Source organism: Oceaniradius stylonematis (genome assembly GCF_003149475.2).
Lineage (GTDB): Bacteria > Pseudomonadota > Alphaproteobacteria > Rhizobiales > Rhizobiaceae > Roseitalea > Roseitalea stylonematis.
Genome location: NZ_QFWV02000004.1, coordinates 980540 through 997736, shown reverse-complemented (window position 1 = coordinate 997736; position 17197 = coordinate 980540). Strand labels below are relative to the sequence as shown.

General features: G+C 65.0%; 17 protein-coding genes, 1 pseudogene and 1 riboswitch. Of the genes and pseudogenes, 11 read left to right on the top strand and 7 right to left on the bottom strand.

The window, feature by feature from the left end:
• Nucleotides 1-13 precede the first annotated feature (13 nt).
• Nucleotides 14-1435, bottom strand: a complete 1422-nt coding sequence (locus DEM25_RS08450; protein ID WP_109765300.1) for a mannitol dehydrogenase family protein — start codon at nucleotides 1433-1435, stop codon at nucleotides 14-16.
• Between the two features lie 21 nt (nucleotides 1436-1456).
• Nucleotides 1457-2878, bottom strand: a complete 1422-nt coding sequence (uxaC, locus tag DEM25_RS08445) for a glucuronate isomerase (protein WP_109765301.1) — start codon at nucleotides 2876-2878, stop codon at nucleotides 1457-1459.
• Nucleotides 2879-3108: 230 nt separating this feature from the next.
• On the opposite strand from uxaC, the gene DEM25_RS08440 reads away from it, so the two are divergent.
• The 7 genes and pseudogenes from DEM25_RS08440 (at nucleotide 3109) to DEM25_RS08415 (ending at nucleotide 9818) form a co-directional block, all read left to right on the top strand.
• On the top strand, nucleotides 3109-3870 hold the full coding sequence (locus tag DEM25_RS08440) for an ABC transporter ATP-binding protein (RefSeq protein ID WP_109765305.1): 762 nt from the start codon (nucleotides 3109-3111) through the stop codon (nucleotides 3868-3870).
• Between the two features lie 11 nt (nucleotides 3871-3881).
• Entirely contained in the window at nucleotides 3882-4886 is a 1005-nt protein-coding gene (locus tag DEM25_RS08435; RefSeq protein WP_109765307.1) for a branched-chain amino acid ABC transporter permease, read from the top strand.
• Complete coding sequence (locus tag DEM25_RS08430; protein WP_109765308.1) at nucleotides 4883-5956, top strand: branched-chain amino acid ABC transporter permease; 1074 nt, start codon at nucleotides 4883-4885, stop codon at nucleotides 5954-5956. Before DEM25_RS08435 ends, DEM25_RS08430 begins: the two co-directional genes overlap by 4 nt.
• Nucleotides 5957-5987: 31 nt before the next feature.
• A pseudogene (locus tag DEM25_RS18425) lies at nucleotides 5988-6257 on the top strand (ABC transporter substrate-binding protein); the annotation flags it as partial.
• Nucleotides 6258-6396: 139 nt separating this feature from the next.
• On the top strand, nucleotides 6397-7125 hold the full coding sequence (locus DEM25_RS08425) for an ABC transporter substrate-binding protein (RefSeq protein ID WP_281004528.1): 729 nt from the start codon (nucleotides 6397-6399) through the stop codon (nucleotides 7123-7125).
• 46 nt (nucleotides 7126-7171) lie between these two features.
• Nucleotides 7172-7966, top strand: a complete 795-nt coding sequence (locus DEM25_RS08420) for an ABC transporter ATP-binding protein (RefSeq protein WP_109765312.1) — start codon at nucleotides 7172-7174, stop codon at nucleotides 7964-7966.
• 10 nt (nucleotides 7967-7976) lie between these two features.
• Nucleotides 7977-9818, top strand: coding sequence for an AMP-dependent synthetase/ligase (locus DEM25_RS08415; protein ID WP_109765314.1), 1842 nt, complete (start codon nucleotides 7977-7979; stop codon nucleotides 9816-9818).
• Nucleotides 9819-9884: 66 nt separating this feature from the next.
• Here DEM25_RS08415 and maiA read toward each other — a convergent pair whose 3' ends face one another.
• Together maiA and DEM25_RS08405 are read right to left on the bottom strand one after the other, a co-directional pair.
• Nucleotides 9885-10532 carry a maleylacetoacetate isomerase gene (gene maiA, locus DEM25_RS08410; RefSeq protein ID WP_109765316.1) on the bottom strand — a complete coding sequence of 216 codons (648 nt, stop codon included), beginning with the start codon at nucleotides 10530-10532 and terminating at the stop codon, nucleotides 9885-9887.
• Nucleotides 10533-10536: 4 nt separating this feature from the next.
• Nucleotides 10537-11232 carry a fumarylacetoacetate hydrolase family protein gene (locus tag DEM25_RS08405; protein ID WP_109765759.1) on the bottom strand — a complete coding sequence of 232 codons (696 nt, stop codon included), beginning with the start codon at nucleotides 11230-11232 and terminating at the stop codon, nucleotides 10537-10539.
• Between the two features lie 199 nt (nucleotides 11233-11431).
• Nucleotides 11432-11654, top strand: a riboswitch (cobalamin riboswitch).
• An 11-nt stretch (nucleotides 11655-11665) separates the two neighbouring features.
• Between DEM25_RS08405 and DEM25_RS08400 the strand changes: the two genes are divergently transcribed.
• From DEM25_RS08400 to DEM25_RS08385, 4 genes are read left to right on the top strand one after another with little or no spacing between them, the layout of a single operon-like run.
• On the top strand, nucleotides 11666-12169 hold the full coding sequence (locus DEM25_RS08400) for a DUF1636 family protein (RefSeq protein ID WP_342633466.1): 504 nt from the start codon (nucleotides 11666-11668) through the stop codon (nucleotides 12167-12169).
• Entirely contained in the window at nucleotides 12166-12987 is an 822-nt protein-coding gene (locus DEM25_RS08395; protein ID WP_109765318.1) for an ABC transporter ATP-binding protein, read from the top strand. Before DEM25_RS08400 ends, DEM25_RS08395 begins: the two co-directional genes overlap by 4 nt.
• A 17-nt stretch (nucleotides 12988-13004) precedes the next feature.
• Nucleotides 13005-13952, top strand: a complete 948-nt coding sequence (locus tag DEM25_RS08390) for an ABC transporter substrate-binding protein (RefSeq protein WP_109765320.1) — start codon at nucleotides 13005-13007, stop codon at nucleotides 13950-13952.
• Between the two features lie 3 nt (nucleotides 13953-13955).
• Entirely contained in the window at nucleotides 13956-14960 is a 1005-nt protein-coding gene (locus DEM25_RS08385) for a FecCD family ABC transporter permease (RefSeq protein ID WP_109765322.1), read from the top strand.
• 43 nt (nucleotides 14961-15003) lie between these two features.
• Here DEM25_RS08385 and DEM25_RS08380 read toward each other — a convergent pair whose 3' ends face one another.
• From DEM25_RS08380 to DEM25_RS08370, 3 genes are read right to left on the bottom strand one after another with little or no spacing between them, the layout of a single operon-like run.
• The gene (locus tag DEM25_RS08380; protein WP_109765324.1) at nucleotides 15004-15411 is read right to left on the bottom strand and encodes a Fur family transcriptional regulator; all 408 of its coding nucleotides are present in this window, start codon (nucleotides 15409-15411) and stop codon (nucleotides 15004-15006) included.
• Between the two features lie 5 nt (nucleotides 15412-15416).
• Nucleotides 15417-16259, bottom strand: coding sequence for a metal ABC transporter permease (locus tag DEM25_RS08375; RefSeq protein WP_109765761.1), 843 nt, complete (start codon nucleotides 16257-16259; stop codon nucleotides 15417-15419).
• Complete coding sequence (locus DEM25_RS08370) at nucleotides 16249-17088, bottom strand: ATP-binding cassette domain-containing protein (RefSeq protein ID WP_109765326.1); 840 nt, start codon at nucleotides 17086-17088, stop codon at nucleotides 16249-16251. The genes DEM25_RS08375 and DEM25_RS08370 overlap by 11 nt, the downstream gene beginning before the upstream one ends.
• Nucleotides 17089-17197 lie beyond the last annotated feature (109 nt).

Genomic DNA, 17197 nt, shown 5'->3' with positions numbered 1-17197 from the left:
GACGCTCGCACGGTCATTGCGGCAGGACCGCGCGCGGACCTGCGTCGGCCATGGTCTGGACAAGCGACCGCATCCGGCTTGTGAACCAGTCGGCATCCGACAGCGTGCCGAAGACCTCACGCAGACCGAGCACCGCATTGGCATGGTGTACCGGATCGGCATGACGGGCGGCGAGCGCCGAAAACCGGCCGGCCATCGGATCGTCGACCGGACCTTGCTGAAGAAAGGCGATCCAGGCCGCCACGCCGCTTGCCAGGCCATCCCACGGCTTGCCCGCGGCATGTGCGTCGGCGATCGTGCCGAGCAGCCGCTGCGGGATCTTCTGGCTGCCGTCCAGGGCGATCTGCGCGGTCCTGTGCTTCAGCGCCGGGTTGCGGAACCGGGTCCGCAGCGCGGTCCCGTAGCGCGCAAGGTCGGAGGCCGGCAGATCGAGCGTCGCGGCAGCCTCGTCCATCACCCGCGCGATCAGCCGCGCAAGCGCGTCGTCCGCCATCGCATCGGCCACCGTCTCGTGCCCGAGAAGCTGGCCGAAATAGGCCAGCGTCGAATGGGCGCCATTGAGCATGCGCAGCTTCATGCGCTCGAAGGGTTCCACATCGGTCACCAGTTCGGCGCCGGCCGCGGCGAGATCGGGCCGGCCTGCTGGAAACATGTCCTCGATGACCCATTGCGTGAAGGGCTCGGTGACGACCGGCCAGGCATCTTCGAGACCGATCAAGGCCTCGACCTCAGCCCGGTCCGCATCGCTCGTCGCCGGCACGATCCGGTCGACCATGCTGGACGGAAAGGCGACATGGCCGGCGATCCATTCAGAAAGAGCGCCGTCGGCAAGCGCGGCGTACTGGCCGACGATGCGACCCAGCGTTTTGCCGTTGGACGGAAGGTTGTCGCAGGACAGAACGGTGAAAGGGGCGACACCGGCCCGTCGCCGCCGGCGCAGCGCTTCGACCAGAAGCCCCGGCACCGTTGCCGGCCGACCGGGGCGGGCCAGATCGGCCTTGATGCCGGCATTTTCCGGATCGAGATCGCCGGTCGCCGGATCGCGGCAATAGCCCTTCTCGGTGACCGTCAGACTGACGATCCGCGTCGCCGGATCGGTCAACGCGGCCAGCACCGGCTCGACACCCTCGGTCGCGACCAGCACATCGAGGATCGACCCGATGATGCGGGCTTCGGTGGACGCGCCGTCCTTGACTGCCAGCGTGTAGAGACCATCCTGCGGCGCCAGTGCATCGCGCATGTCGGGCCGGCGCATCGATACGCCGCGAATGCCCCACGTTCCGTCCGACGCCAGGCAATCGTCGACAAAAACGGCCTGATGAGCGCGATGGAAATTGCCGACGCCCAAGTGCACGATGCCGGGCGTAACCCTTGCGCGGTCATAGCCGGGCCGGCGCGCGGCGGCATGGTCAACAGTGTCTTTGGTCAGGCGGATCGGCTCGTTCCTCGATGGCTTTCAGCGCGGTTCATCGAACTTGTAGGCCTTGCGCGGCAGGTCCACCGTCAACTCGCGCGCCAGCTCGAACGCCTCGTCCTCGCGCAGGCGGTGATCGCACACGAGCCGCGCAAGGAACGCACAATCGACCCGCCGGGCGATGTCGTGGCGCGCCGGGATCGAAGGGAAGGCGCGTGTGTCGTCATTGAAGCCGACCGTGTTGTAGAAGCCCGCCGTCTCCGTCGTCATCTCGCGAAAGCGCCGCATGCCCTCCGGGCTGTCATGGAACCACCAGGCCGGTCCCAGCTTCAGCGATGGGTAGACGCCGGCGAGCGGCGCCAGTTCGCGCGCATAGCTGGTCTCGTCCAGCGTGAAGACGATCACCGACAGGCCGGGCTCCATGCCCACCGCGTCGAGCATCGGCCGCAGCGCGTGGACGTAGTCGATGGCGGAAGGAATGTCGAAACCCTTGTCGCGGCCGTAGGTCTCGAACACGCCGCCATGATGGTTGCGCACCGAGCCGGGGTGGATCTGCATCACCATGCCGTCCTCGGCGCTCATCTTCGCCATCTCGGTCAGCATCTGCGCACGAAACAGGTCGGCATCGCCCTCGCCCGCCCGTCCCGACCGGATACGGTCGAACAATGCTTGTGCGTCGGCACCCGACAGGTTGGCGGTCCGAGCCGATTGAAGCCCGTGGTCGGTGGCCGTCGCGCCATGGCTGCGGAAAAAGGCGCGGCGGACACGATGTGCATCCAGATAACCCTGCCAGCGTCCCGTGTCGCAGCCCGTGAGTTCGCCGAACGCATCGAGCGCGCCGGAAAAGCCTTCATGGTCGGGATCGATCACCGCATCGGGCCGGTAGGTCGTCACCACACGGCCCTGCCAGTCGCTTTCTGCGATCGCCCGGTGATGATCGAGCGGATCGAGCGCGCCCTCGGTGGTGCTGATCACCTCGATGTTGAACCGCTCGAAAAGCGCGCGCGGCCGGAATTCGTCGCGCTTGAGACAGGCGTCAATCTGCTCGTAGGCCTCAGTTGCGGTCGCGGCGCTCAGCGGCTCGGTCAGCCCGAACAGCTTCTCGAACGTATAGTCCAGCCACAGCCGCGTCGGCGTGCCGCGGAACAGATGCCAGTTCTCGGCGAAACGCTGCCAGATCGCGCGCGGATCGGCCTCGACCGGTGCACCGTCCATACGGGCAATACCGAGATCGTCAAGCCGCACGCCCTGGCTGACCAACATCCGGAATACGTAATGGTCGGGCACGACCAACAGGTGCGCCGGATCGGGAAACGGCTCGTTCAGCGCAAACCAGGCCGGGTCCGTATGGCCGTGCGGGCTGATGATCGGCAGATCGCAGACGGTGCGGTAGAGCGCGCGCGCCAGACCGGCCTGCCTGCCCTCGTCGCCCAACAGCAGATTGTCCGAACTCAAAGCGCCCAATGACACCACCCTTTGCCGGTTCCCTCACCGCCCCATGTCAAAAGCCTTCGGCCGGTGCGGTCAACCGAAACCACACGTCGGCAACCGTCGCCGTGCTTGAGTGGCATGTTGCAGCCCGGTGCGGGCCGTGCGAAGAAAGTCCAAGGCCCGATGGATCGACGCCGATGCCGGAGGATTGAAAGCGGCAGCGAGCGCGATGCGTCTTCGCCGCTTGGGGAGGAAAACGGCGCATGCTCGAAGTGCGCGACGTTCATTTGTCGTTCGGCGGAATCAAGGCGCTGCAAGGCGTCAGCTTCGCCGCAAAACCCGGCGAGATCACCGGCGTCATCGGCCCGAACGGCGCCGGCAAGACAAGCCTGTTCAACGCCATTTCCGGCTTTTACCAGCCCGATCGCGGCCAGGTCTTCTTTGGCGGCAACGATATCTCCCATCTTTCGCCAGACCGGCGCGCCGAGATGGGCATCGCGCGAACCTTCCAGAACATCGCGCTGTTCCGCGGCATGACGGTGCTCGACAACATCAAGCTGGGCGGCCACACGCGGCTGCGGACCGGGCTTTGGTCGGCACTGAGCTATTTCGGGCCGGCCCGGCGCGAGGAGCTCGAACTGCGCCGCGAGATCGAGGAGAAGGTCATCGACTTCCTCGAGATCGACCACATCCGCAAATACCCGATCACCATCCTGCCATACGGCCTGCAAAAACGCGTCGAGCTCGGCCGCGCGCTGGCCATGCAGCCCAAGGTGCTGCTGCTCGACGAGCCCGTGGCCGGCATGAACCGCGAGGAGACGGCCGACATGGCGCGCTTCATCCTCGACGTGCAGGAGCAGTTCGGCATCACCGTCCTTCTGGTCGAACATGACATGCACATGGTCATGGACATCTGTTCGCATATCGTGGTGCTGAACTTCGGCCAGCAGATCGCGTCCGGCACGCCGGCGGAAGTCTCCGGCGACCCCGGCGTCATCGAAGCCTATCTCGGCGCGGCAGCGTAGGGGGCCTGGCGATGGGAGAGTTCATACAGTTTACGCTGAACGGGCTGATGTCCGGCGCCATCTATGCGCTGATCGCCGTCGGCATCGTCTCGGTCTTCAAGGCGACCAAGGTGGTCAATTTCGCCCACGGCTACATCATCATGTTCGGCGCCTATTTCTATTTCACCTTCTCGGTGATCGTGCCGGGCGCCGCATGGGCGCCCGACTGGCTGCAGAGCTGGGAGCCCGCATGGATGGTGGCCATGAAGGCCGATCTGCCCATGTTCTCGCCCATGGGCGCGGTGCTCGACTGGCTGTCCAACCTGCCGCGCATCATTTTGGGTCTCGCCGGCGCCGTCATCTGCAACGCGCTTCTGGGCCTTCTGATCGAGCGCACCCTGATGCGGCCGCTGATCGGCCAGTCGACCTTTGCGATGATCATGATCACAGTCGGGCTGATCTCGGTCCTGTCGGGCACCAAGGGGCTGATCTGGACGGCCGATGCCGAATTCGTGCCGCACATCGCGCCCAACACGCCGATCCGGCTGAACCTTTTCGACACGCCGATCTTCCTGTTCGGCGCCGATCTGGTCAACGTCGCCGTCGCGCTGCTGCTGTTCGGTGCCATTGTCGCCATGGTGCGTTACACAAAGAGCGGCGTTGCGATCCGCGCCACCGCCGAGGATCAGTCGACGGCCTATTCGATGGGCATCTCCGTGCCGCGCGTCTTTTCGCGGGCATGGGTGCTGGCGGCGACGACCGGCGCGATAGCCGGCGCGATCCTTGCGACCCGAAACGGCGTATCGCCCTCGCTGGGCCTGTTCGGCTTTTCGGTGCTGGCCATCGTCCTGATGGGCGGGCTCGACAGCTATGTCGGCGTTTTCATCGCGGCGTTGACGGTCGGCTTCCTGGAAGCCATGGCCCAGTGGCAGTTCGGCGGCGAATTCGCCGAGGTCGTGCCCTACATCGCTGTCTTGGTCGTCATCCTGATCCGGCCGCACGGCCTGTTCGGCCAGAAGGAGGTCGAGCGCATATGATCACCGGCGACCTCAAGGCGACTTACGCGGCCGACGAGCGCGTTCTCAACAATGGCTACAAGCAGGCCTTCGTTCTGGCGATGGCGGCGCTGTGTGCGCTGATGCCCTTCATCGCCAACGACTACATCATCCTCGTCGCCTCGCAGATGGGCATCATGCTGATCGCCGTCGTCGGCGTGAACGTCGTCATCGGCTATACCGGCCTCCTGTCGCTCGGCCATGCCGCCTTCATGGCGATCGGCGCCTATTCGGTACCGATCCTCCACCGCCTGATGGACAATATCGGATTGCCGGACGGCATCATGCCGTTCATCGCAATCCCCGGCGCGATCGCCATCTCCGCGATCGTCGGCATCATTGTCGGCCTGCCGTCGCTGCGGGTCAAAGGGCTCTATCTGGCGGTCGCAACGCTCAGCGCCAACTTCATCATCATCTTCCTGATCGAGCTCGAGGCGCTTGCGCCATGGACCGGCGGCCTTGTCGGGCTGAACACGCCCGATCCCAACATTCTGGGATGGGTGTTCGACACGCAGCGCGAAATGTTCGCGCTGATCGCAGCCCTCGCCTTCGTCACCATTCTGGCCATCCAGAACCTCTTCCGCACACGGGTCGGCCGCGCCTTCATCGCCATTCGCGAACGCGACTATTCCGCCGAGATTCTGGGCATATCCCTGTTCCGCTACAAGCTGATGAGCTTTGCGATCTCGGCTGCCTGCTGCCGTCTGGCGGGAGCGCTGTTCGCCTATTTCTACGCCCGCATCCTGCCCGAACAGTTCGAACTGGCCCTGTCGCTTCAACTGGTCGCCGCCTTGATTGTCGGCGGCATGGGCCGCACCATGGGGCCGGTGTTCGGCGTGATGATCATTGTCATGGTGCCGGAAGTATTGAAGTTCACCTTCGGTATGGTCGCGGGAGGAGCGGCCGAAGTGGCGCAGTTGCGCGCGCCGGTTCAGGAGATCGTCTTCGGTCTTCTGATCATCTTTTTCTTGATGTTCGAACCTTTGGGCATCAACCAACTGGTCGACAGGGGCATTCGGGCCCTCAACCGCTGGCCGTTCGCCCGCGGCTGACCGATCAAACCGTCTCAGGGAGGAGACCGACATGAAACAGACCCGCCGTACCTTTATCGCCACCGGTGCCGCCGCGACCGCTGCGCTGGGCATGCCGACCATCCTGCGCGCGCAGCCGTCCGAATATGTCATCGGCGCCTCGCTGCCGCTGACCGGCCCGTTCGCCACCGCGGGCCAACTGGTCGCACCGGCCTTCACCCTCGCCCAGAAGCTGATCAATGATGAGGGCGGCATCGGCGGCACGCCGATCCGCTTCGTCACCGAGGATTCGGGCTATATCCCGCAAAACGCGCTGGCCAACTATCAGCGCGCGCTCGCAACAGAAGGCGATGCGCTGGTCGCCTATTTCGGCGACTCGACCGGCTTCATGAAACTGGTCNGCCACCAACCCCTACCAGTACCTCGCCGGGCCGTCCTATCAGGACCAGTTCGACATCCTGTTGCAGAACATCAAGGATGCCGGTGGCTCGAACGTCGCCTTCATCTTCTCGAACACCGAGTTCGGCCGCGATCCGATCGAGCATGGCAAGATGCGCGCCGAGGAACTGGGCATCGAAGTGGTTCTGGAAGAATCGACCAAGCCGCAGGGCGCGGACATTCCGACCCATGTGACCAAGCTGGCCCAGTCGGGCGCCGAATATGCGATCCTTCAGGGCTATGTGACCGGCGTCTGGCCGCAACTGATCGGCGGCGCCCGCCAGTTCGGCCTGCCCACCCAGTTCATGGGAACCTTCTGGGGCATGGAAAAGCTGATCGCCGACCGCGTGACCGCCGAGGCCGGCCCGTTCCTCGATGGCTATCAGGGCGTCATGCCCTATCGCTATTTCTACGACCGCGAGGACGCGCCGCGTTACCAGCTGTTCGCCGAAGCCGCCAAGGAGATGTTCGCCGGCACGCCGCTCGAAAACTACATGTCGACCTGGACGCTGCAGACCATGTGCGCGCTCGAAATCGCCATAAAGGCGCTGCGCGACACGGTCGAAGGCGGCAAGGAACCGACGCCGGACAACCTCGCCGAGGCCCTGTCGGGGATCACCGATTGGGATACGGGCGGTTTCTTCGGCGGCCCCGTATCGATGGTCGACAACAAGATCGGCACCGGCCGGGTGTACCAGTATTCGACGGAGTCGGGCCTGTTCACGCCGACATCCGACTGGTTCACGGTCTGACCCTGACGCCCGGGCTTCGGTCCGGGCGCAGGCCGGCTGCGCGTTCATGCTCACCATCGAGAACATCGAGGTCACCTATCACCACACGCTGCAGGCCCTGCGGGGCCTGTCGCTCGAGGTGCCCGAGGGCAAGATCGTGACGCTTCTGGGCACCAATGGCGCCGGCAAGACGACGACGCTGAAGGCGGCCTCGAACCTGTTGCAACTCGAAAACGGCCAGATCGGCGACGGACGCATCATCTTTCGCGGCCAGCCCACAAAGGGCGTGCCGCCTGACAAGCTCGTCCAGCGCGGCATGTTCCACGTCCGGGAGGGGCGGCACATCTTCACCGAGATGACCGTCGACGACAATCTGATCGCCGCCTCCTACGCGCTGGACGGGTCGAGCCGGAAGCCCGACTATGACAAGGTTTACGACTTCTTCCCGCGGCTGCGTGAGCGGCGCGGCCAGATCGCCGGCTATCTGTCCGGCGGCGAACAGCAGATGCTGGCATTCGGGCGCGCGATGATCGCCCAGCCGCGCCTGATCCTGATGGACGAACCCTCGCTTGGGCTTGCGCCGAAGATCGTCGAGGAGATCTTTTCGACCATCAAGCGACTCAATGAAGAGGACGGCGCATCGATCCTGCTGGTCGAACAGAATGCCGGCGTCGCCTTCCAGGTCGCCGACTATGGCTACATCATGGAAAGCGGGCAGATCGTGCTCGAGGGCCCGGTCGCCAAGCTGAAGGAAGACCCCGACATTCGCAGCTTCTATCTGGGCGTTGCCGAGCGGGGCACCGGGCGCCAGAGCTTTCGCGAAGTCAAACATTACAAGCGCCGCAAACGCTGGCTGAGCTGAGGACGAAGCGATGCGCTACGACGTCTCCACATTCGCCGACAAGGGCTTCCGGCCGCTGGTTGCCATCGTGTCCGAACATGCCCGGTCCCACGCGGACGCCGTCGCCATGCGCCAGAAACGCCACGGCATCTGGAACGAGATGACATGGGCCGGCCTTGAAACGACGATGCACGCCATGGCCGCGGCGCTGATCGATCTGGGTGTCGGCAACAGCACCCATGTCGGCATCCTGTCTGAGAACCGCCGCGAATGGGTGCTGGCGCAATTGGGCATCAACGCCGCAGGCGGTACCGTCGTCGGCATGTATCCGACGAGCCCCGCCGCCGAGATCGAACATCTGGTCAACGCGTCGGACACCGAGATCCTGTTCATCGAGGATCAGGAACAGCTCGACAAGATCATCGAACTGCGCGGCAAGCTGCCAAGACTGCGCAAGCTCGTCATCTTCGAACCCAAGGGCACGCAGCACGAGACCGAACTGGGCCTGATCAGCTTCGACGCGCTTCTGGAAGCCGGCCATGCCTCGATCGCCGACCATGGCGCCGAGATCGATGCCCGCAAGGCGTCGATCCGGCCCGACCAGACCGCCATGATGGTCTTCACGTCCGGCTCGACGGGCCTGCCCAAGGCGGCCGAGATCAGCCACAGCAACCTTTATGTGGCCAGCACGCAGGCGGCCAAGATCTTTGCCGGCTTCTCGCCGGGCACCAACATTTTGAGCTATCTGCCGCTGTGCCACATCGCCGAGCAAAACATGACGGTGATCAACGCGCTTACCGGCCAGTTCGTCATGAATTTCGGCGAATCCCTGCGCACGATCACGCTCGATCTGCGCGATGTCGCCCCGCAGATCTTTTTCGGCGTGCCGCGCATCTGGGAGAAGATGCAGGCGGGCGTGATGGTCCAGGCCAACACGTCCGGCCGGGTCCGCCGGGCGCTCACGATGGCGGCGCTGGCCTCGGCGAAAAAGCGCGGCGACACGCCGCGCCGCGACTGGTCGTTGGCCCAGCGCCTGGAGAACGCCTTCTGGGACGTGCTCGTCTACCGCCACATCCGCAGCTATCTCGGCCTCAGCCGCTGCCGTTTCGCGATCACCGCGGCAGCGCCCATCTCGGTCGATCTCGTGCATTTCCTGCGCGGCATCGGCGTCAATGTGCGCGAGATCTGGGGCATGACGGAAACCACCGGCGCGGCCAGCGTCCAGCCCGACTGGGGCGGCAGCGAAGGCCGCGTCGGCTTCTTCCTGCCGGAGGTGCAATGGCAGATCGCCGACGATGGCGAACTGCTGGTCAAGTCGGGCCTCGTCTTCAAGGGCTATTACAACAATCCCGAGGCAACGTCGGAGACCATCACCGATGGCTGGCTGCACACGGGCGATGTCGCGGAAGCCGCGCCCGACGGCTCGATCTCCATCGTCGACCGCAAGAAGGACATCATGATCAACGCGGCGGGCAAGAACTTGGCGCCGTCGCTGATCGAGAACACGATGAAGGCCTCACCCTTCATCAAGGAATGCATCGTCATCGCCGACCGGCGGCCCTATGCCGTCGCGCTGATCCAGCTCGACATGGACACGGTGCGCCTGTGGGCTGAATCGAAAGGCATCGCTTACACAACGTTCCGTTCGCTGGCTGAAAACGCTGACGTCAAGGCGCTGATCGACCGCGAAGTCGACAAGCAGAACCAGCTTCTGGCGCGCGTCGAGCAGGTCAAGAAGGTCTGGCTTTTGCCCAAGGAACTCGATCATGACGATGGCGAGGTCACCGCGACCATGAAGGTGCGCCGCGCCAAGATCTACGATTTCTACGGCACCGAGATCGAGGCGCTCTACGACAAGGCGCCGGCGAACTGAGCGCCAGCGTCGTGCATTGCGCGCCGGCTCATGGCATTCCCCCGGGCGGGTCCGGGTCGGTCGCGGTCACGCGGCGTCGGGCTGGTTGGGCGGCGCGGCTTTGCGGAAAGCATCGATTGCGTCAAGCCGCTCGAAGATCGCGGAGATCGTCGGCCACCGGGCGGTGTCGATCGCAAAACGCCTGTTGTTCCAGACCTGCGCGTAAAGGCAGATGTCCGCCATGCCCGGCGTGTCGCCATGGCAGAGCGGACCGGTCGCCGGATCGCCCGCGAGCATCGCCTCCAGCGGTTCGAACGTGGTCGTCACCCAATGGGTGAACCAGGCTTTCTGACCGGCCTCATCGGCGCCGAAACGGTCGGCGAGATGGTTGAGGACACGCAGATTGTTGAGCGGATGCACCTCGCAGGCGATCATGTAGGAGAGCGCGCGCACGCGCGCACGCCCGTCCGCATCGGGAGGCAGCAGCGCCGGCCCGGGATGCGTTTCATCGAGCCATTCGATGATCGCCAGCGACTGGGTCAGCACCGTACCGTCGTCGCGTTCGAGCGCCGGCACGAGGCCCTGCGGGTTGAGGGCCAGAAAGCGCGGCGAATAGTTCTCCTTGGCGCGCAGGGCGTAGGAGACATAGTCATAGTCCACGCCCTTGAGATTGAGCGCCGCGCGCAGCCGGGTCGATGTGGATGAGCGAAAATAATTGTGCAGTTTGAGGGTCATTGGCTTATCCGCGCGGTCCGATCGTGGTCGTGATTTCGCCGAGCCCCTCGATGGAGACCACGCAGACATCGCCTGCGGCCAGAGGGCCGACACCGGCGGGCGTGCCGGTCATGATCAGGTCTCCGGGCCGCAGGGCAATCGAGTGCGACAGGATCGAGACGACTTCCGGCACCGACCAGATCATTTCGGACAGGTCGGCATCCTGCCGGGTCTCGCCATTGACCGTCAACCGGATGAAGCCCTTGTCCGGATGGCCGGCCCTCGAGGCCGGATGGGCCGGCCCGATCACCGCCGAGCGGTCGAACGCCTTGCCCATGTCCCACGGACGGCCCAGTTCACGTGCCGCCGATTGCAGGTCGCGGCGGGTCAGATCGTTGCCCGCCGCATAGCCCCAGACATGGGACAGGGCGTCGGCTTCGGCGATGTCGCGCCCGCCGGTGCCGACGACGATCACCAGTTCGGCTTCATGATGCAAGTTTTCGGTTTCCGGCGGATAGGCCACCGTCTCGCCGTCCATGACGACCGCATCGGCCGGCTTGGTGAAGAAGAAGGGCGGCTCGCGATCGGGATCACGGCCCATTTCGCGCGCGTGGGCGGCATAGTTGCGGCCGACGCAGAAGATGCGGCGCACGGGGACCAGATCGTCGCTGTCAGCCACCGCGATTGTCGGGACCGGCGCCGGTTCGAAGACATACGACATGCAGGCTTCCTTCAATTGAACATGGTCTTGGCCGGGTGGCCCTGGCAGACGCTTATCATTGCCCGGTCCCGCCCGCCATGGCGGGCAGCATCGAGGCGCAAGTCGCCCCAAACATCGATAACGGTCATGGCAGCCGGTATCGCTGCATGTGCACATCGAGCGTTCGGACAATTTCGGAGTTGAAGCCGGCCGGCAACCGGACTAGCGTGGACGCGATGGTTCTTGCGGGCCGAGCGCGTCCGCGGGATGAAAAGGGAACACGGTGAGGAGGAGCCTCAAGGGCGCCAAAACCGTGACTGCCCCCGCAACTGTGAGCGGAGAGCGACCCCCACCAATGCCACTGGCCGGCATCGTCCGTCCGGGAAGGCGCGGGGAAGCGAGGAACCGCAAGTCAGGAGACCTGCCATCATCATTTCACTCGAACCGGACGGGGATGTCCGGAGGAGAGACACATGATGAGACGATCTGGCGCCTTGCGCCGCACATCACGGTCTTTGCCCTCCGCCCCGCGGAGCAGCGGATGGTCGATCGATCCAACCACAAGATAACCGTATGCGTTTCGTGCCGTCACAAGAGAGGTGAGCCCGACGACCAGTGCCGGCCCGGCATTGAGCTGATCGCGCGCCTTCGGAAGGCCATGACCCTTGCCGGCGATGCCATCGGCGCGGACTTCGCAATCTCGGGGACGGTCTGCATGGCCGGCTGCGACCGGCCCTGCACGGTTGCCTATTTCGGTTCGCACAAGGCCACCTATCTGTTCGGCGACATCGACGCCGACGCGAACATTGACGATCTGGTCGCGTTTGCCCGCCAGTATGCATCGCTCGACGATGGCTGGTGCTCGTCCACATCGCGGCCGCCGGGCCTGTCCGGCAAGACGCTGGCACGGATTCCCGCCGCGCTCCTGGTGGCCGAAGCGGGCGTATCGGTCCAATGACCCGCCAGACCGCCGCTCTCGACCTACGCGATGTCGGCTACTGGCCGAGCGGACGAAGCCCCGCCGACGCGCTGGTCTCAGCCATCAGCTTTTCCGTCGGCGCCGGCGAGTGCGTCGCTCTGGTTGGCCCGAACGGCGCCGGCAAGACCACGCTCGTCCGGATGATCGCCGGCCTTGCATCGCCCGGCACGGGCACGATCATGATCGATGGCAAGTCCATATCGGCGATGAGCTTTGCCGAGCGGGCACGGCGCATCGCCTATGTCGGCCAGTCCGACGAAGCCGACGGGCGGCTGAGCGTTGCCGACTATGTCGCGCTCGGCCTTTTGCCCCATGCGCGGCTGTTCGCCGGCGGCACAGGGCGGGACGAGGCCCGCCGGGCCTGCGAAACGGTCGGGCTTGGCGACCTTGCCGAAAGGCGGCTCGACCAGCTTTCGGGCGGCGAGCGGCAGCGGGCCAGGATTGCGCGCGCCATGTGTCAAAAGCCGTCGCTTCTGGTCCTGGACGAACCGACCAATCATCTCGACCCCCTGGCTCGCGGCGAACAGCTTGCCATCGTCGCATCGATGGGCGTTCCGATCGTCGCCGCGCTTCACGATCTCACCCTGATCGATGCCTTTGCCGACAAGGTCGCAATCCTCGCCGATGGGCGCCTGCGCGCCTTCGGGCCTCCGGGCGAGACGCTGTCGACCGCCAATGTCCGCGACGTGTTCGGGGTCGACATGCACCGGCTCAAACACCCCGAACACGATTACCATCTGCCGACGCTGGATATCCGGCTTCCAATGCCGACGACACACTCCACGACGCCATGCTGAAAGATGGAGACGTTCCGATGAAACGATTGCTCACCACCCTTCTGTTGGCCGCGCTGGCCTCGCCCGCCATGGCGTTCCCGGTCACCGTTGACAGTTGCGGCACGCTCGTCACCTTCGAGGCGGCGCCCGGGCGCATGGTCGTTCACGACATCAACATGGCCGACATGGCGTTCGCACTGGGCCTGCAGGACCGCATGGTCGGCGTGACCGGCATCTCGGGCTGGTACAAGACAAGCGCCGAGTTCGACGAGCGTCGGGGCGACATTCCCGAACTCGCACCCAAATATCCGACCATGGAGAACCTTGTCGCCGCCGAGCCCGACCTCTTCTTCGCCGGCTGGTATTATGGCATGCGCCCGGGCGGCGAAGTGACGCCGGAAACACTGGAAGCGCAGGGCATCAAGACGCTGGTTCTGACGGAAAGCTGCATTCACCTGGACCAGGATCGGCCCGCGGCATCGATGGACCTTCTGTTTGACGACACGCTGCGCCTTGGCAAAGTGTTCGGCAAGGAAGCCGAGGCAAAGGCCCTTGTCGATGACTGGACATCCAAGCTCGAAGCCATCCGGCAATCGGTGCCGGAAGGCGAAGCCACGCGCGTGTTTCTTTATGATTCCGGCGAAGATCAGCCCTTCACGGCAGGCAAATACGCCATCACCACCGCCATGATCGAGGCGGCTGGAGGCACCAACGTGACCGGCGACATGGAGACAAGCTGGGGACGCACATCCTGGGAGGCCGTTGCGGCCGCCAATCCCGAATTTCTCATCCTTCTCGACTATCAGGGCGGCGATGGCGCCGAGGGCCTCCTGGCATTCCTGAAAGCGCACCCCGTCATGTCGCAGACCGATGCGGTGAAGAACGAGCGCTACGTGACCCTGCGCTATGAGGAACTCACCCCGGGACCGGCGAACATCGACGCGATCGGGAAGATCGCCAAGGCGATCCAGGGCGGCGCGTCCTAGGCGATGCAGCAATCAACGGCGTGGCTCCTGCCGGCACTGGGGCTGCTTGCAGCTCTGGTCGTGGTCGCCATTGCGGTCGGCTCCACGCCGATTCCGGCCAGTGTCGTTGTTGAGGCGCTGTCACGCTCGCTCACCGGGGCCTATGGCGAGGCCGGCCCGACGCCGATCGACCGGATCGTCGTCGATCTCAGGCTGCCTCGCGCGCTGCTTGCGGTCATGGTCGGGGCAGGGCTTGGCGTGGTTGGCTGCCTCCTGCAAACCGTGACGCGAAACGATCTCGCCGATCCGTTCCTGTTCGGCCTTTCCTCGGGCGCCGCGGCCGGCGCCGTGCTCGTCATCACCGTGACAGGCGATGTGCTTGGCATATGGACTCTGCCCATCGCCGCCTTTGTCGGCGGCATGCTCGCCTCGGCCATCGTACTGGTTCTGGTCGCGCGTCTGCGCGATCAGGGACCGGCACGGCTGATCCTCGCCGGTCTGGCGGTATCGTTCCTGTTCATGGCGGTGACCAACTATCTCGTCTTTGCCGGCGATCAGCGGGCAGCGCATTCGGTCCTGTTCTGGACGCTCGGCGGGCTGGGTCTCGCCCGCTGGGATCTGCTCCCCATCGCGCTTGCCGGCGCGGTCGTGATCTTCGTCTTCGCGCAGGTCAGCTATCGCCGGCTCGACGCGCTGCTCGCCGGCGACGACACGGCCAGGACGTTGGGCGTGAACGTCGACGCGATGCGCCGGATCACCTTTCTCGTCTGCGCCTTTGCGACCGCCGCCTTCGTCTCGATCACCGGCGTGATCGGATTTGTGGGCCTGATGGTTCCACACCTCGCACGCGGGTTCGTGGGCCCGATGCACAAAGGGCTGATCATCATGTCGGCGATTATCGGCGCCTGTCTGCTGCTCGCCAGCGACATCGCCGCGCGCACCCTGTTGATGCCGCAGGAACTGCCGATCGGCATTGTCACGACCGCCCTGGGCGCGGTCTTCGTTCTGGGGCTGCTGCGGCGGCTGTAGTCTTCCTCCTTCGCGGTGTGGCGACGGACAGGAACGGTAAACCCTATGCCGGACGGCATCCCGCGCACAGGCCGCGCAGTTCGACCGTCGACTTCTCCAGAACGAAGTCGGCGTCCTGGGCCAACCCTTTCAGGCGCCCGGCCAGCGCATTGTCGGCGATCTCGATCACGCTTCCGCAATCATCGCATATCATGAAGGCCGTGAATTGGTGGCCGTCGCATCCCGGGTGGCGGCACGCCACGAACGCATTGAGGCTTTCCAGCCGGTGGACGAGCCCGAACTCGACCAGCTTGTCCAGCGCGCGATAGACCTGCAGCGGCGCACGAAGACCGTCATCGCGCAACCGGTCCAGGATCGTGTAGGCGCTCAGCGGGCCGCCCGCCTCGGACAGGGCGCCCATCACAAGGGCCTGATTCTTCGTCAGGGCGTCGGAAGCATGGCCGTGCTGCATCCCGATTATCCTTTCGCACCGTGGCGCGGCTCGGTCGCCGGACGATCACGTCCACGGGTCAAACGCCGCCCGGTCGGAACAAGCGACAGCAGGAAGAAGCCCAGTGACGCCACGACGATGCTCGGGCCGGACGGCGTGTCCCATTCGAGCGATCCGAAAAGGCCGGCGACGACCGACGCTGCGCCGATGAGCGCGGCGAGAACAGCCATCTGCTCGGGCCCGGCGGCGAAGCGGCGGGCGGTTGCGGCCGGAATGATCAGCATGGCCGTGATCAAAAGCACGCCAACGATCTTCATGGCGATCGCGATCACAGCGGCCATCAACAGCATGAAGATGATATTGGCGCGGGCTGGGTTCATGCCCTCGGCCTCGGCGAGTTCGCTGTTGACGGTCGCCGCGAACAGCGGACGCCAGATGGCGGCGAGAATGCCGAGAACCACCGCGCCGCCGAGCCAGATGGTGGCCAGATCCGATTTGGAGACGGCCAGTATATCGCCGAACAAAAGCCCCATCAGATCGAAACGCACCCAGGTCAGGAAGGCCAGAACGACCATGCCGAGCGCCAGCGACGCGTGCGCCAAAAGACCGAGAAGGGCATCGGCGGACAGTGTCGCGCCGCGCTGGAGCAGCAAAAGGGCGATCGACACGCAGGCCGACACCGCAAAGACCGCGGCGGTGATGTTCACCTCGAACAGGAATGCCAGCGCGACGCCCAGAAGGGCCGCGTGGGACAGCGTGTCGCCGAAATAGGCCAGCCGGCGCCAGACAATGAAACAGCCCAGCGGACCGGCGACCAGAGCGACGCCGATGCCGGCGATGAGCGCGCGCATGAAGAAATCATCGAACATCGCCATCACCCTTGTTGTGGAGCGCGTCTGGGCCGGGATGGTGTCCGTCGCCGGGGTGACAATGGTTCGTGATCGTGCCGTCGGCATGCTGCACGCGCCCGTCCGGCAGGTGCGTGTGGTCGTGACTGTGCTCATAGACGGCCAGCGTCGAAGCCGCGCGGGCGCCGAACAACGCCTTGTATTCCGCGCTCGATGCGACGGCCGTCGGCGTGCCCGAACAGCACACATGGCCGTTAAGACAGATCACGCGGTCCGTCGCCGCCATGACGACGTGCAGGTCATGGGAGATCAGCAGGACGCCGCAATTGAGCCGGTCCCGGATGGACTTGATCAGTTCGTAGAGCGCGATCTCACCGGTGAAATCGACGCCCTGAACCGGTTCGTCCAGCACCAGAAGATCGGGCTTGCGCGCAATGGCGCGAGCCAGAAGCACGCGCTGGAATTCGCCGCCGGACAGGGTGCGCACCTCGGCACGGGCCAGATGGCGGACCCCGGTGGCCGCCAGCGCATCGGCAGCCTCGGCCTTGCCGATCGGGCCGGTCAGCCGAAGGAAGCGGTCGACAGCCAGGGGCAGCGTCCAGTCGATGGCCAGCGATTGCGGCACATAGGCGATCCGCAGACCGTCGCGGCGTTTCGCCGAGCCCTCGTCGGGCTTCAATATGCCGAGCGCCATCTTCGCCGTCGTCGACTTGCCCGATCCGTTGGGGCCGATCAGCGTGACGATTTCTCCGGGGTCGACCGTGCAGCTGACCCCGCGCACCAGCCACCGGCCGTCGCGGCAGATGCCCGCGCCATCGAGCGTCACAAGTGGGTCGGGTCGTTTCAACATCGGTTCGAGATATCAAGCTCGCATGGTCGCGGCAATCGGTGCAAAACCGGTTGCGACGGTATCGCACACGTTATATCATTACGCAATCACGTTGTGAGGGACCGCCCTC